12 protein-coding genes and 3 pseudogenes are annotated in these 14,923 nt (G+C 37.3%); 4 read left to right on the top strand and 11 right to left on the bottom strand.

The window, feature by feature from the left end; genetic code table 11:
• Positions 1–425: 425 nt before the first annotated feature.
• From WG932_RS03470 to WG932_RS03480, 3 genes and pseudogenes are all read left to right on the top strand, one after another.
• A pseudogene (locus tag WG932_RS03470) lies at positions 426–522 on the top strand (hypothetical protein); the annotation flags it as partial.
• On the top strand, positions 511–3,249 hold the full coding sequence (gene rapA, locus WG932_RS03475) for an RNA polymerase-associated protein RapA (RefSeq protein ID WP_483088567.1): 2,739 nt from the start codon (positions 511–513) through the stop codon (positions 3,247–3,249). The pseudogene WG932_RS03470 and the gene rapA, both read left to right, overlap by 12 nt.
• Positions 3,250–3,300: 51 nt before the next feature.
• Positions 3,301–4,305: a DHH family phosphoesterase gene (locus tag WG932_RS03480; protein ID WP_483086970.1), complete on the top strand. Its 1,005-nt coding sequence runs from the start codon at positions 3,301–3,303 to the stop codon at positions 4,303–4,305.
• Between the two features lie 55 nt (positions 4,306–4,360).
• On the opposite strand, the pseudogene WG932_RS03485 reads toward WG932_RS03480, so the two are convergent.
• The 7 genes and pseudogenes from WG932_RS03485 to WG932_RS03515 all read right to left on the bottom strand — a co-directional run bounded on the left by WG932_RS03485 (position 4,361) and on the right by WG932_RS03515 (position 8,992).
• Positions 4,361–5,454: pseudogene (locus tag WG932_RS03485) on the bottom strand (PAS domain-containing sensor histidine kinase).
• 265 nt (positions 5,455–5,719) lie between these two features.
• The gene (locus WG932_RS03490) at positions 5,720–6,070 is read right to left on the bottom strand and encodes an ATP dependent DNA ligase (protein ID WP_483086971.1); all 351 of its coding nucleotides are present in this window, start codon (positions 6,068–6,070) and stop codon (positions 5,720–5,722) included.
• A 26-nt stretch (positions 6,071–6,096) separates the two neighbouring features.
• On the bottom strand, positions 6,097–6,573 hold the full coding sequence (locus WG932_RS03495) for an ATP-dependent DNA ligase (protein WP_483086972.1): 477 nt from the start codon (positions 6,571–6,573) through the stop codon (positions 6,097–6,099).
• Complete coding sequence (locus tag WG932_RS03500; RefSeq protein ID WP_483086973.1) at positions 6,552–7,334, bottom strand: DNA ligase-like domain-containing protein; 783 nt, start codon at positions 7,332–7,334, stop codon at positions 6,552–6,554. The genes WG932_RS03495 and WG932_RS03500 overlap by 22 nt, the downstream gene beginning before the upstream one ends.
• Complete coding sequence (locus tag WG932_RS03505; RefSeq protein WP_483086974.1) at positions 7,331–7,882, bottom strand: hypothetical protein; 552 nt, start codon at positions 7,880–7,882, stop codon at positions 7,331–7,333. The genes WG932_RS03500 and WG932_RS03505 overlap by 4 nt, the downstream gene beginning before the upstream one ends.
• On the bottom strand, positions 7,825–8,346 hold the full coding sequence (locus WG932_RS03510) for an MBL fold metallo-hydrolase (RefSeq protein ID WP_483086975.1): 522 nt from the start codon (positions 8,344–8,346) through the stop codon (positions 7,825–7,827). Before WG932_RS03510 ends, WG932_RS03505 begins: the two co-directional genes overlap by 58 nt.
• 265 nt (positions 8,347–8,611) lie before the next feature.
• Positions 8,612–8,992: a DoxX family protein gene (locus WG932_RS03515; protein WP_014022016.1), complete on the bottom strand. Its 381-nt coding sequence runs from the start codon at positions 8,990–8,992 to the stop codon at positions 8,612–8,614.
• Between the two features lie 90 nt (positions 8,993–9,082).
• Between WG932_RS03515 and WG932_RS03520 the strand changes: the two genes are divergently transcribed.
• Positions 9,083–9,388 (top strand): winged helix-turn-helix transcriptional regulator, encoded by a 306-nt coding sequence (locus WG932_RS03520; protein ID WP_483086976.1) that lies wholly within the window; start codon positions 9,083–9,085, stop codon positions 9,386–9,388.
• 185 nt (positions 9,389–9,573) lie between these two features.
• Here WG932_RS03520 and WG932_RS03525 read toward each other — a convergent pair.
• The 4 genes and pseudogenes from WG932_RS03525 to WG932_RS03540 all read right to left on the bottom strand — a co-directional run bounded on the left by WG932_RS03525 (position 9,574) and on the right by WG932_RS03540 (position 14,866).
• A pseudogene (locus WG932_RS03525) lies at positions 9,574–10,610 on the bottom strand (agmatine deiminase family protein).
• A 1-nt stretch (position 10,611) separates the two neighbouring features.
• Positions 10,612–11,502 (bottom strand): carbon-nitrogen hydrolase, encoded by an 891-nt coding sequence (locus WG932_RS03530; protein WP_149392265.1) that lies wholly within the window; start codon positions 11,500–11,502, stop codon positions 10,612–10,614.
• Positions 11,503–11,971: 469 nt separating this feature from the next.
• Positions 11,972–13,192 (bottom strand): aryl-sulfate sulfotransferase, encoded by a 1,221-nt coding sequence (locus tag WG932_RS03535; protein WP_483086977.1) that lies wholly within the window; start codon positions 13,190–13,192, stop codon positions 11,972–11,974.
• A gap of 465 nt (positions 13,193–13,657) precedes the next feature.
• A complete protein-coding gene (locus tag WG932_RS03540; protein ID WP_149392263.1) occupies positions 13,658–14,866 on the bottom strand; it encodes a Gfo/Idh/MocA family protein in 1,209 nt (402 codons plus the stop codon).
• Positions 14,867–14,923 lie beyond the last annotated feature (57 nt).

Consider the following 14,923-nt stretch of genomic DNA (forward strand, 5'->3'; position numbering starts at 1 on the left):
AAAAGATAAAATAATAAAAGGGCCATGGTATAGGTTAAGGATAAATTTTATTTAATCTTAACGTTCAGGTGTAATAAGTATTTGGTTAAATAATTATTAATTTCCTAATTCAGAAACAATTAACTATCAAAAGAACATTAAGGATTTTTTTAGTTTTTTATGTCGCAATAATTATACCTGAACCGAACATAGGTAAAATATATGGTGTTTTAAGGATAAAGCGAAGACTCAGCATAACCTGGTTTACTTTTGCTAATTCGAAAGGAATAAATTAATCATTGGAAAAAAATTGGGAATTCTGAAATCCATACAAAAATAAAAAGCTAAAGTTCTTAGTGAAGCGGATAAAAATTAAAGAACTTGCATTTTTTTAGGAATCCTTTTGTTGGATTATTATGGTGTAAGTTAAATCAATAGTGTTTATGATGGATTTCTATCCTAATCAAAGATGGGCAAGTGAAGGTGAGCCGGACTTAGGTGTAGGTGTAATTATTGAAGCAAAAAAATCGAGTGAAAGTCAGTTTCCCTAGCACAGGGGAAACGAGACAGTATGCAATAGATAATGCACCTTTGCGCAGGGTGATATTTAAACCCGGAGATACTGTAAAGGATGTCAACAAACGGTCGTTTGTCATTGAACGGGTGCAAGAAATTGGTGAACTTGTTGTGTATATAGGTAATCAAGGCACTTTATCAGAAGCAGATTTAGGAGATGTTTCCATAACTCATGGGGTTGATGATAGACTTTTACTAGGGGAAGTAGATAAACCTGCGGTTTTTGCCTTACGCAGGAAAACATTGGCGTATGACCATAAACGTAGGATTGCACCGATAAATGGTTTTGTAGGAGGTCGAATAGATCTTATTCCCCATCAACTTTATATTGCCCATGAAGTAAGTTCAAGGTATTCGCCCAGAGTATTACTGTCCGATCAGGTAGGTCTTGGCAAAACCATTGAGGCCTGTCTTATTATGCACCGGTTATTGTTAAGTGGTCAAGCTTCGCGAATAATCATATTGGTTCCGGATTCATTGATCCACCAGTGGTTTGTGGAGATGTTAAGACGCTTCAATTTATGGTTTCATATTTTTGATGAAGAAAGATGTGAGGCATTGGATGAAAGTGCTCCGGAGGGAAATCCTTTTTTGGATGATCAACTGGTACTCTGTAGCACTACCTTTCTATCAGGATCACAAAAGAGAGCGAGGCAAGCTATCACTGCAAGCTGGGACATGCTGGTAGTAGACGAGGCGCATCATTTGTCATGGTCTTTGGAAAATATCAGCCCTGAGTACGCTATTGTAGAAGCTTTAAGTAAAGTTGCAAAAGCGCTTTTACTATTAACCGCTACCCCTGAACAGCTTGGTGCCGAAAGCCATTTTGCTCGATTAAGATTGTTAGACCCAGAAAGGTATAATGATTATGATGTTTTCGTCAATGAATCACAAGACCATACTGCCATTGCCAACATTGTGGAAAAATTGGCATCAGGAGAAAAGGCAGATATAAAGGACAAAGCCTTATTAAAGAGTTTATTTGGCGATAAAAGAATTGCGAAACTAGAGGAACAAGGGCGAATAGGCGAAAATCAACTAATTGAAGATTTATTGGATCAACATGGCCCCGGTAGGGTAGTGTTTAGAAATACCCGGGCTGCAATGAGTGGTTTTCCAACCAGAGAAGTTCAATTAATTCCTTTGAAAACCGAAACAAGTCAGCAAGAATGGGTTAAGCGCATGTCAGCTGAATTTATAATAGACAAAGGCTCTGGAAGGGAATCAAAAGATCCTTTTCATTTTTTAAAGGATCCTCGGGTGATATGGCTGGTACATTTATTGGAAGAGCTAAATCCTAATAAATTGGTTTTGATTTGCCGATCTAAAATGAAAGTTTTGGCATTAGAAAAAGCCTTGCGAAACCTTAGCAGTGCAAAAGTAGGGGTTTTTCATGAGGACCTTAATATTGTACAAAGGGATCGCAATGCTGCTTGGTTTGCTGAAGAAAGTGGTGCAAGGGTTTTATTGTGTTCCGAAATAGGTAGTGAAGGGAGAAACTTTCAATTTGCGCATCATTTGGTATTGTTTGATTTACCATTGCATCCTGAGCTACTGGAACAACGAATAGGACGGTTAGATCGGATAGGACAAGCAGAAAAAATTCGTATTTATGTGCCCTTTTTAAAAGGCAGTCCCCAAGAAATTTTAGCACGATGGTTTCATGAAAGTTTGAATGCTTTTGAAGAAAATATAGAAGGTGGAAACCAGATTGGAGAATTGTTTGGAGAGCGGTTATTTGAGCTAGCAATGACTTCTATGAAACATGAGGTTTTTGCCGATCTAGAAAGCTTAATAAGGGAGACTGCAAGTTACCAAAGAGCACTTAAGCAAACTTTAGCTAATGGTCGAGACAGGTTACTTGAAATGAACTCTTTTAGACCTAAGGTTGCTATGGAATTGGTAGACAAAATTCATGAGGCAGACAAGGATTTAAAACTTGAAAACTATATGTCTGAGGTTTTTGAACATTTTCGAGTTGAGATGGAAGATTTGGCTCCTCGTACTTATTGGTTGCGTCCGAGTAAAGCCAATCACACAGCATTTCCATCTATACCCGAAAAGGGGATTTCAATTACTTTCGATCGAAAACGGGCCTTGAGTAGGGAAGACATTGATTTTATCAGTTGGGACCATCCCATGGTGACAGGGGCGATTGATATGGTGCTGGGAATGGGTACTGGAGCTGCTAGTTTTGGGCGGCTTAAGGGTACAACAAAAACCGGAATACTTATGGAAGTAATTTTTGTTCTCGAAACTTCAGGAAAAGAAGGTGTATATGTGGATCGGTTTCTTCCCAACACACCTTTACGTGTAGTCGTAAATCATTTGGGAGAAGAAGTTACCGATAGTTATCCAGTTGGTTTATTAAACAAGCAATTGGTGTCAGGAGAAATCACCGAGTTGATAGGAAATGATAGATTCGTTGATGAAATATTTCCTGAAATGATAAAGACTGCAGAAGAAATAGCCGACCAAATGAAGGACAAAGAAATTGATTCAGGACTTCAATACATGAACCATACCTTAGATCATGAAATTGGGAGATTGGCTTATTTGTATAAAAGAAATAATGCCATAAGACCAGATGAAATAAGAACAGCTTTGGAGCAGAAAAATGAGCTAGCTGAGTTGATTACAAATGCAAGAATAAGAATCGATGCCATTCAATTGATTCGAGAAGGAGTAAATTAATCAAATTTTGCTATTAGACTTTATCAACGTAAAAAATTGAATACAATATATATGAATAAATACGAACAAATAGTGGCAGAAATTAAAGCTGCTTCAAATATAATTATCACCTCTCATAAATCGCCGGATGGTGATTCTGTAGGAAGTTCTTTGGGTTTGCTATATTTTATAGAAAAATTGGGGAAAAATGCGACAATATGCCACCCGGATCCTGCTCCTGGGTTTTTGGATTGGTTAGATACTTCAGCATTTTTAACAATGACGGATGAATCAGAAGCCATAACTGAGGCTTTTTCTAAGGCTGACTTGGTTTTCTGTCTGGATTATAACGGAACCAACAGAGTAGGTCATGACATGCAAGTCTTGTTGGAAGGACTAAAATGCAAAAGGATAATGATTGACCATCACCTTGATCCTGAAGATTTTCCTGATATATTAGTTTCAGAAACTACAGTTTCTTCAACAGCCGAGTTAATCGTGGAATTAATTGAACAATCTGGAAATAGCGCATTGCTTGATAAGAAAATCGGAACACCACTCTACTTGGGGATTCTCACGGATACAGGTAGCTTCCGTTTTCCTTCAACAAGTCCACGTACACATGAAATCTTAGCCAAGTTATTAGCATCCGGTGTTGAGCATCATTTGATCCATGAAATGTTAAGCGATAACAATACCGAAAGTCGTTTGCGTTTGCAAGGATATGCAATGTGTGAAAAATTGGAAGTTATGGAAGAAAATAAGGTGGCCATAATTTCTTTATCAAAAGAAGAATTAGCCAAATACAATTTTCAAAAGGGAGATACCGACAGCCTGGCAAATCAAGCCTTGACTATCAAGGGTATGAAAGCGGCCATTGTGTTCACGGAAAGAGATGGTATTATGAAGATTTCTTTCCGCTCTAAAGGGCAGGAAAATCCGGTAAATATTATGGCAGCAGAAAATTTTAATGGTGGTGGGCATATGAATGCCTCCGGAGGAATGAGCGAATTATCAGTTTCTGAAACATTGGATAAAATCAAGCGATTGGTACCAAAATATTTCCCAGCCGGTTAATCTGGCAATTCTTCAAAAAGCGTCACTTTGATAAGATAAGTGACGCTTTTTTACTTTAACTTTGAAGTTTGATTTTGTTTGGAATTTCAACGGTGAACGTGGTACCAACTCCTATATCAGAATTTATTTTAATAAAGCCTTCTAGGTTTCTAATCGATTTCTGAACCAAAAATAAACCTAACCCTACACCTTCACTTGATTTTCGGTTAACCTGATAATTGCGCTTCATTAGCTTAGGGATGTCCTCTTTTTTATTCCTAGCCCATTGTCGGCAACCTGTAAAACCCCTTTATTTTCATCGGATTTAAAATGCAATGCAATAAATTTATTTGTTTTTAAGGGGTCTGAATATTTGATGGCATTGCTTACCAAATTGGAAAAGATGGATTGAAGCTCATTTTCGTTGCTATAAAAATCTCCGTCTTGTTGTATGTCTAACTTTATCTCAATGCCATTTTGGTTAAGAAGATGGGGTATGGTATCTAAATATTTGGTTACGATTTGTTCCATGTCGATGGCTTTTACATCACCTATTGAAGCAATATGCTTTAGGGTTTCTTTGACAAAGGACCTTAGGTTTGCACTTCCTTTTCCTATGAGATCCAAATATTCGTTGACACTTTCCTTATCGTTTTCTGATTTTGATAAATTAATTAGCCCCATTATTGAAGCCAATGGGTTTTGAATGTCATGGACAATTTTCTGTAAAGTTGTGTGAAGCCGTTCATTAAGAATTAGAGACTGCTTGTAATTTTTTTCAATTTCCAACTCTGCCATTTTTCTGTTGGTAATATTGATATGGGCCATTAAGGTTAAGTCGGGGTTTTCCAGTACTTGTGTTACCCGTAGAATAAACCACCTTTTTTCTGTGGGAGAATGGCAAGGGTATTCTAATTCAAATTTTTCAACCTTCCTATTGATAACCTGCTGAATGCCTTTTTTGGCCTCCATTGCCATTCTAGTTTCCTCTCCTTTAACACTTTCGCAGGTAGATAAATAATTGGTATTGACTCCTGTACGGGAAAGGTCTCCACTATTTTCAACAGAAAAGTTGCTCCATGCTTTATTAGTGAAAATAATTTGTCCCCTGCGATTAATAACAGCCATTGAATCAGGTACAGAATCAAGTATGTTAAAATTATTGACCATTTTTTCTACCAGTTAGAATAAATATCATGCCAAATGGGAATTGGTATGACAAATTACCGTAAGCATATGTAACCCTTTTAAAGGATCAATTTCCTTATTTTGCTTTTTTCAAGGATTTGCTAATTCATCTAATTATAATAAGTTTTATTTCAATGAACCATAATTGTATCTTTTGATTCCAATCAAGACCTTGTATTTCAGAAAGACCGCACAATTTGTCTATATTTAGTTTAGAATAATACCAGCTCTTATAATGGAGTTTTGCTTATCCATACAAGTTCAATAGTAGTTCCAAATCTTCCAAAGTATTGGCCTCATGAACGGGTTTGTCTTTTCTCCATCTATGCATCCTTGGAAAACGTAAGGCTACACCTGATTTATGGCGGGAAGACCTGGCTATTCCCTCAAATGCAATTTCAAACACCAAGGCCGGTTTAACACTTCTTACAGGCCCAAACCGCTCTATCGTATTCCGTTTGACAAATGCATCCACCTCATTAATTTCTTTGTCTGTTAACCCTGAGTAGGCTTTGGCAAAAGGTACAAGTTCATTGCCTTTCCAAACTGCAAATGTGTAATCCGTATATAAATTTGCCCTTCTTCCATGGCCTCTCATGGCATATAGAAGAACAGCATCTATAGTTAGTGGATCAATTTTCCATTTCCACCAATCACCTTTTTTCTTCCTACTTTATATGTGCCGAATTTACTTTTGAGCATTAAACCTTCTGCATGGTAAATTCTTGAATCGGCTCTTTCTTTTATTAAATCTTCCCATTCATTAAATTGGACCACTTCAGATATAAGTAATTTTTCTGATGCCCCTTGCTTTACCAACTTTTCCAATTCTTGTCGCCTATAATGTAAAGGAGATTCCCTAATATCTTTACCGTTGAGCTCTAAAAGATCATAGGCAATCATTACTACCGGAGCTTTATCTAATATGCTTTTACTAACATTTTTTCGGCCTATACGGCTTTGTAATACATTAAATCCCAGTGGTTGGTCGAGTTGATAAGCAATGATTTCTCCATCAATGACGGTTCCGTTAGGAAGTTTCTCTATAAGTATTTCAAATTCAGGGAATTTGTCCGTAATTATTCTTCTCCCCTTGACCAAAGAAATAACTGGTTTTCTCGAATTATCAATTGCCCTCTAATACCATCCCATTTTCTTTCAGCCAGCCAATCCTTTGGTTTTCCCAATTCATGAATCTCATTTTCCAATCCATAAGCCAGATAAAACGGGTAAGGTTGCGATATTTTGTCCGCAGGATCTGTTTCAATGATTAACTGATGATAAGAGCTTGTTTCAGCACTCCAATTACCCATCAATCGATGGGAAAGGGTGTTTTCATCAATACCACTGTGCTGAGCCAATGCTCTGGTCATTAATTTTTGGGAGACACCTACCCGCCAACTTCCGGTCATTAACTTGTTAAAAACAAAGCGTTCGGTCTCATCAAGCTGATCCCATGCCCAAAGTACTTTTTGTCTTTTTGTTTCTAGGTTAGCTGATTCAATTGTTTGGTCATCTTCTAGATTTTTAAGGTCGATTATAAAGGATATCCATTCACTGAGGCTCTTATTATGTTTACTTATTAGGTTTGGGTGCATCAAAGCCATGGTCTCTGCTAAATCTCCCACAATGTGATATGATTCTTCAAATAACCAAAGGGGGACATTGGCAGCTGAGGCTGCCCAAGACCTTAGTAGGGAAGTTCTTACCATTCTTTTAGGTCTTTTATGACTTAGTATGGCAATTGTCCAGAGTTTATCGCTTTCCTCCGCATTGTCAAAATATTCCACCAAAGCAGCTACCTTTTTTAGTGTTTTGGTGGTTTGGTCAAGTTGGATAAACAATCGGACAAAATTTTTCATTCAGCTTCGGTTTTATCTGTTTCTGCCATTATTTCTCCCTCAAATTCAGTAGCTTCAATTTGTGTTGCTATTCCCTGATCATTTAACCATTTACTAAATATATTGGTGTACCCATGTGTTACAATTACCTTTTCACATCCTGTAGCCTTTATTGCGGAATTCAAACCATCCCAATCTGCATGATCTGATAAAACGAAACCTCTGTCTAAAGATCTTCTTCTTCTAGTTCCCCTCAATTTCATCCAACCGGAGGCATTACCAACTTCAAAAGGTTGAAATTTTTTCTGCCAAGAAGTACCTAAGGCAGATGGGGGAGCAATTACTAAAGCACCTCGATAAGCAGACTTATTTATTTCAGGGTTTACATAAGTTGTTGGATTCAACTTTATTCCCATGTTTCTAATGATTTCATTGGTTTTCTCGATGGCACCATGAGTAAAGATTTTCCCGATGGATGGATCTATTCCTTGAATCAACCGCTGTGCTTTTCCTAATGCATACCCGGTAAGAAATGTAACTTTACCTTCTTCTTGGTTTTTTTCCACCATTGGTTAATTTCATTGAATACCTCTTTTTGATCTTGCCATTGAAATACTGGTAAACCAAATGTGCATTCAGTAATGAATGTATTACACTTTATGGGTTCAAATGGACTTGAAAAACCGTCATCTTCCAATTTATAATCACCCGAAGCAACCCAAACCTCACCCTTGTATTCCACGCGTACTTGAGCAGAACCAATAATATGGCCGGCAGGATAAAAACGAAAAGATACTCCATTAATTTTTCTTTGCTCTTGGTATTCCATGGATTCAATGTGAATATCCGAGCCTAAACGGTGTTGAATAATTGGTTTGGATAGATGTTGACAGAGGTAAAACCTATTCCCCCAACGTGAGTGGTCGGCATGCGCATGGGTAATGATGGCATAGTCCACCGGTTTCCAAGGGTCTATGTACACATTTGCCTTTTCGCAAAAAATACCTTTTTCTGTGAATTGCAATAAAGCCATAGTCTATAAACTAAAATTGGTAAATTAAGTTTTAGATTGGCACAATAGTTCTTTATAAACAAGTATTGATTAGACCAATTTTACTCTACCGACTCACCAATATCTCGAAATTTATATTCTTTTTGAGTTGGTGAAATCTCAATAAAAAAACCTCCAAAGTTGCTTAATTCGCAGAGACTTTGGAGGTTGATGATAAGTTTGGGTTATTTTAAAACCAACATTTTCCATGGTAAGGATTGATAATTACCATGTATAATTAAAAATACTAAGACTCTTTAATTAGTGGCAAGTATTTTTTAATATTGGCGATAATTGCCCAAAGATTTATTGCCAAAAGAACGAAAGCCATACCTAGTGTTGAAGGATCAAGGACCAAATGATGTACAAGAATTCCAACCATAACCGGAAGAATTACTATTGCTCCTAATGCCCTTGTTTTAGGTATGGCTATTAATAATCCACCAATAATTTCCACAATAGCGACTAAAGGGAAAATCCACCCAATTGTCGCATAGGCTCCCATTATTTCCGCCATTTCTTCAGACATTTCCGGCATAGGCATGTAATTAAGGAATTTATTCAAACCTGCGTTAATCATCATCAGGCCAAAGAGGATACATAATACGGTAAGGATTTTATTTTTCATTTTTCTATTGTTTTGATATTAATGAATGTAAAATTAATTAATTTTGATTACAAATAGTTATCAGTTACCTAAAGGTAACCAGTATTTAGGATGAATAATGGTCGAGATCATGAAAAAAATGGAACACAAGGAGTGCATGTCTGCATTGATGCCTGTGAGGGATACACTGGATATAATAGGGGGAAATGGAAAATTTTGATCCTTATTTCTGTTTGGGAAGGTAATGAACATTTTAGGGAAATAGAGCGTAGTATTCCAAATTTAAGTACAAAAGTACTATCAAAAGAATTAAAAGATATGGAAGTTAATCAATTGATTACAAGAACAGTAATCAATGGGTTTCCTGTTCGTACAGAATACAAGCCAACTGAATATTCCAAGACATTAAAAAAGTGATTAGGGAGTTACAACTGTGGGGTATAAACCATAGGAAAAAGATATTTGAAACTTAAAGAATGGTTCCAAGCTACCTTTTCCCTTAGCTAAAACAATTTATTTTAGGGTGAATAGAAAACTGTCAGACATTGGCTGATTTTGAATCGCCTTCAGCACCCATTGATTGGCTATTGTATTTTTTAGGTTTAATAAATTTGTTGACTTAAGCAATGTAAGGTCCCAAAACCCCAAATTAGATCAATAGCTCCAATACCTATAATGTCTTTATCAGGAAAGCAATTAGCTAAAGTGTTTAAGGCAATCCTATCATTAGGGTCATTAAACGTGGGTACCAAAACAGCCCCATTGATAATTAGGAAATTTGCATAACTGGGTGGTATTCTTATACCATCAAATATCAATTTTTTGGCATCGGCAATTCTATGATATTTGGTGATTTGCCATTTTCTAATTTCGCAGCTTTTAACCGTTTAAGGTTTTCTTGCAGCGGTAGGAAATTTGCATCTGATTTATTGTTTTCCACAACTGTGACAATGGTGTCCGGACTTACAAATCTACAAAGGTCATCAACATGTCCATGCGTGTCATCACCCTGAATTCCCTCACCTAGCCATATTACATTTGTTATCCCAAGGTATTCAGCAAATACAGATTCATAATCTGCTTTGGTAAAACCCGGATTTCTAACCTGAATGGTGGGGTGTAACAAGCATTCTTCCGTAGTCAAAAGCGTACCTTTACCATTAACATCGATGGCTCCACCTTCTAAAACAACCGGCTTGCCTTTGTAGGTTGCCTTGGTTAAAGGAATCCCCAATGCTTGGGCCACAGTTGATGGCACCTGTTTGTCTAGTTGATGGTTAGGGTATTTTGCCCAGCCATTAAAATTAAAATTAATGGCTTCACATTTTCCTTCTGTAGATTCCACAATGATTGGACCTGAGTCACGCATCCAACTCCTATTGGTTTTTTGTTGAATAAAGACGACTTTGTTTGTGGCTACATCGGCTTTTTCCAGCATTTCAAAAACCTTGTTTTTCAAGTTTGAATTGGCAACCAAAAGGTATACTGTTTCATACTGTGTGATTTTTTTGATGTATTCCACAAAAGCCCACTGTATCGCTTGGTATTTTCCGGGCCAATCATTTCCATTATGAGGAAAGCATAATAAAATTCCTTTTTGTTTTTCCCACTCTGCAGGAAACCTTCGGCTTTCAATCATTCTATTTTTTGTCTATTGCTCTTTGGGTAATTTCACCATAAAAATCAATTCTCCTATCTCTGAAGAAGGGCCAATTTTGTCGAACATTTTCCTGCAAGTCTAAGTCAACATCTGCGATCAGAATTTCTTCTTGATCATGTGAAGCTTGAGCCAATATTTCTCCCTGTGGTCCCGCTATAAATGATGCACCCCAGAATTCAATGCCATCGGTCCCGGGAAGGTATTTTTCCAAGCCTATTCTATTGGCTGCGGCAACATAAGTTCCATTGGCAACAGCATGGCCTTTCATTACATTCATCCAAGCGCCATGTTGATTGACCCCATATGCGGCTTTTTCGGAAGGATGCCAGCCAATAGCTGTTGGGTAAAACAGTATTTCAGCACCTTGTAAGGCTGTCAATCGAGCGGCCTCGGGATACCATTGATCCCAACATATTAAAGTCCCAATTTTACCTTTTTGTGTTGGAATTGTTTTGAAACCTAAATCTCCGGGGGTAAAGTAAAATTTCTCATAAAAATGTGGGTCATCAGGAATATGCATTTTCCTGTAAAGTCCTGCTTCAGATCCATCCGCATCAATAATATATGCACTGTTGTGATAAATTCCTGCCATTCTTTTTTCGAAGAAGGGAACGATTATTACCACTCCTAATTTTTTTGCTAACTCACTAAAGGCTGTAAATGAGGTGCTATATAAAGGTTCCGCAAATTCAAAATTATCTACATCCTCACTTTGACAAAAATAATGGCTACTGTATAATTCTGGAAGACAAATTACTTCAGCGCCTTTATTTGCAGCTTTTTCTACCCAATCTTTGCACTTGGATAAATTATTTGCAGGGCTGTCATTAAGGTTAAGTTGCACTACGGCTATGGAATATTTTCTTTTCATAAAATACAAATTTTGACAAAAATAATAGCTTTGAATTATACTCCTCATTTATTGGACCAAAAGTATCTCTAATAAAGATTATTTAATAAATGTTTAGCTTTTATTGAAATGTGATTTTTCCCGATTCTAATAAAAAATTATGTTTAAGAGGGGCTATTGCATAACTTTTTTAGGCTTGAATACCTCCAAATCGGTGGTAATAGTAAATCAAGATTGATGATTAGGTTGGTGTTTTTCTTTTTGGGTTTCACAAAGTAAGCACAGGAATGATTTAAATAATGAATTGGAAAAATTTCTATTTTTGAAGAAATTAATGGTCTCCGAAAAGCTTATTCAGATTTTTAAAGGTATGCTCCCTCATTGTTAAAATGAATCAGTCTCAACGGGAATTGTCACCCATTGAGACTGAAAGAAACTTTAATAATCGAATTTAATATTTATTTACCTTCAAATTATGATATAATACTCTTTAGAGGCCTAAAGCGGAGATAGCAGGATCATCTTTATAGAAAACATAAGTCCTCCAAATTGTAGAATAATTTGTTTTGTAGAGCCACTCTATTTCTCCGGCGTCAGTTACTTCCCATAAAGTTCCTTCTCTACCTTCTGTGATTAGAGTATTTCCATTGTCCATTCTAACCGCACTCGAAATTCCTGATGAATAAAGGTCATTATCAGTAAATGTCCAAACTACATCCGGTTCATTGTTTTGACCTGCCACTAGGCTGTAGGGTGGGTTCAAGTCATATTCTACCACCTCTGACTGATTGCCATAAACACTGTTGGCATAAACCAACATATTGCCTGTTTCCAAAAGGTTTGGGTAGTGCACATTGCTTAAGGTTGCATCTCCTATATTGTCATAAGTTTCAGGGTTGCCAAAGCGGTAAACCAGGTCTCCTCCCAAGCCATAATTACCTCCGGAATTTGTTTTTGCCTCTTCAGTGGTGGTACTGTGATCCAAAACCCAAACTTCACTGTAATTATTGACGGTTAAATAAAGTAAGTCATTTTCTTCGTCTAAAGTAAGTCCGTTGATATGCATGATGTCACCATTGTCTCTGGTGCGGTAATTATAATTAATATCAATTTTATTGGGATTATCCGCAACACTTCCATAGTTGGACTTTGAGGGATCTTCATCTTGAATAATATGATCCATCGCATGCCATTCCCAAACAATTTCTTGGGTAATTGGATTCATTTCTATAATGGATTCCGGATTTAATCTATAATTACCTCCAAATCCTTCTTCTGCTGCCTCAGCTTGACTCAACTCTTGCCAAACCGGAAATATTATGTTTCCATTGGACAGGTATTCTACATCATGGTGAGCAGTATAATCCTCTGTCGAATAGGAAATTTCCCAAGCCACTGATTGATCGGCGTTGATTTTTCGAAATACACCTCCATAACCTCCATAGGTAATGGCAGCATTATCTGCTTTAAGACAAACCAATAAACTTCCATCAGAAAGAAGATTGATGTCATTACCTAATGCGCTATTAAAATCCCAATTAAAGAGCTCTTCCCCATCATAGGTAATTATATGGGCAGCATTGTTTTGTTGATCAGCAACTAAAAAGAGGGTTTCAGTATCAGTAGTCTCTTCTAGTTCTTCGTTCATTACCTCCTCTACTTCCTCATTACAGGCACTGAAAATTAACAATCCCAGGATTGTGGTGTTCATCCATAACTTTTTCATAAGCATTCTATTGGTTTAGATATTACAAACTGGCCAACCCGGCCAAAGGGTGACGATATGTATTTGTAGACGGGATAAAAAAATATATCCCTTGGTCGTGAATGTTAAGAAAAGGTTAATTTTTGTTAAGAATCAAACGGTTAAAAACCAATTTTTAAATTAATTTTAATTGGAGTAAGCTGTTTGGAGATTTTAACATAGCACCTCTATGGTGAAATTGAAAGCAGCAACGAAGTGGTGGATTTTGAATCGTTTTCAGCACCTCATAAGTTGACTATTTCATATTTCGGGTTTAAAAATGAAACCGTTTTGCGGCTTTCGTAATAACTACTTGGTGTTGATTGGTATAAAAATATTTTGCCAGCATTGTTAGGTTATTAGTAACAATGCTGGCAATAAATCAAAGCAAAAAAGGTCTCTTTCTTTCCGGAAAGTATTTTTGTTTTGCAATTACTTAGTGGATAATTGGATTACCCTGCCTTCTTCGGCAGATTGGTAAGCAGCATAAATCACATGCACAACATCCACTGCCAAATCTATTCCCGATAGGGGTTCGCGTGACTCATGTATTGAATGAACAAAATCCTCAATCTCTCTTGAGAATCCACGAAACCAGTCTTCATCACAACTGGGGCGATTCCACCCTGCTTTGGTCTCTAATTTTTCCGTAAAATTTTCACCTGCAAAAGTTTCAGGATCTACTGCATAAGTTTCAATTACATTATTGGCAGTCATATTGGCCTTGACGACACCATCCGTCATATAGGCAGTAACTCGTGTGTTGAGTCCACCTAAACCAACATCGCTAACCAACACTGTGGCCCTTGACCCATCATCAAACTTGATTACCACATTTGCCCAGTCTTCAACATCTACCGGATCAGAGCTAATCCATTGATGGGCATTGGCCTTTTTAGCATATTCTGAGGCTTCTGTATGAATTAGGTCGGCAGTATCCGCCATTACTGATACCGGCAAAATACTTTTTCCTCTGCGATGCTGCCCTTCCCATTGCTTGAGGTAAAGACATGCCCCAACCGCATGAGCTCCCATTCTGAGCAAGGCACCTCCACCCATGTATTTCCATTCTTTTGAAAAGAAGGAATTTGATCCGGAATGATTTTCTTCTGCTCTTAATTCAAGAACTGAGCCTTTTGAGGCAGCTATTAGGTTACGCATTTTTACAATTGGTGGGGCGTAGACCCAGTTTTCAGCATAACAAAAAAGAACCTTATTTGCCCTTACAGCTTCTCTAACTGCCTCAGCATTTTGAATGGCTCCGGCTCTCATCTTCGCACGAGGCACATGAAACCCAATTGGTTCAGCATCTCCAGGTTCTCCAAAATATCCTGTAAGAGGTTTCTCCATGATAATGTGCTTACCTGCCTCAGCTGCTTTTATGGCAATTTCATGGTGGGAGGCTGGTGGAGTACAAATATCAATCACATCAACGTCTTCCCTGGCTAGTAATTCATCCAAATCAGTTGTTACAAAGGACACACCTATATCTTCGGCAAATGTTTTCGCACTCTCCTCAGTTAAGGCACAAATACCCCTGATTTCAACCAGTCCCGGTGTTAAGCTCATGTAATTTGCATGATGCATTCGGGCTCCATATCGAGCTCCAACTATTCCTATTCCAAGCGTTTTTTTATTCATTTATTGTGATTTATCTTCAATTAAAGCTTCTTTCTCTAAATCAATTTTCTTTTTAGC

Source organism: Cyclobacterium sp. SOCE241, from assembly GCF_056867545.1.

Bases quoted from the DNA above. Each gene is read 5' to 3' on its own strand.
- WG932_RS03535 (WP_483086977.1), bottom strand. From the start codon at position 13,192: ATGAACACCACAATCCTGGGATTGTTAATTTTCAGTGCCTGTAATGAG.
- WG932_RS03530 (WP_149392265.1), bottom strand. From the start codon at position 11,502: ATGAAAAGAAAATATTCCATAGCCGTAGTGCAACTTAACCTTAATGAC.
- WG932_RS03540 (WP_149392263.1), bottom strand. From the start codon at position 14,866: ATGAATAAAAAAACGCTTGGAATAGGAATAGTTGGAGCTCGATATGGA.
- WG932_RS03515 (WP_014022016.1), bottom strand. From the start codon at position 8,992: ATGAAAAATAAAATCCTTACCGTATTATGTATCCTCTTTGGCCTGATG.
- WG932_RS03505 (WP_483086974.1), bottom strand. From the start codon at position 7,882: ATGGTGGAAAAAAACCAAGAAGAAGGTAAAGTTACATTTCTTACCGGG.
- WG932_RS03490 (WP_483086971.1), bottom strand. From the start codon at position 6,070: ATGAGAGGCCATGGAAGAAGGGCAAATTTATATACGGATTACACATTT.
- WG932_RS03480 (WP_483086970.1), top strand. From the start codon at position 3,301: ATGAATAAATACGAACAAATAGTGGCAGAAATTAAAGCTGCTTCAAAT.
- WG932_RS03510 (WP_483086975.1), bottom strand. From the start codon at position 8,346: ATGGCTTTATTGCAATTCACAGAAAAAGGTATTTTTTGCGAAAAGGCA.
- WG932_RS03500 (WP_483086973.1), bottom strand. From the start codon at position 7,334: ATGAAAAATTTTGTCCGATTGTTTATCCAACTTGACCAAACCACCAAA.
- WG932_RS03520 (WP_483086976.1), top strand. From the start codon at position 9,083: ATGAATAATGGTCGAGATCATGAAAAAAATGGAACACAAGGAGTGCAT.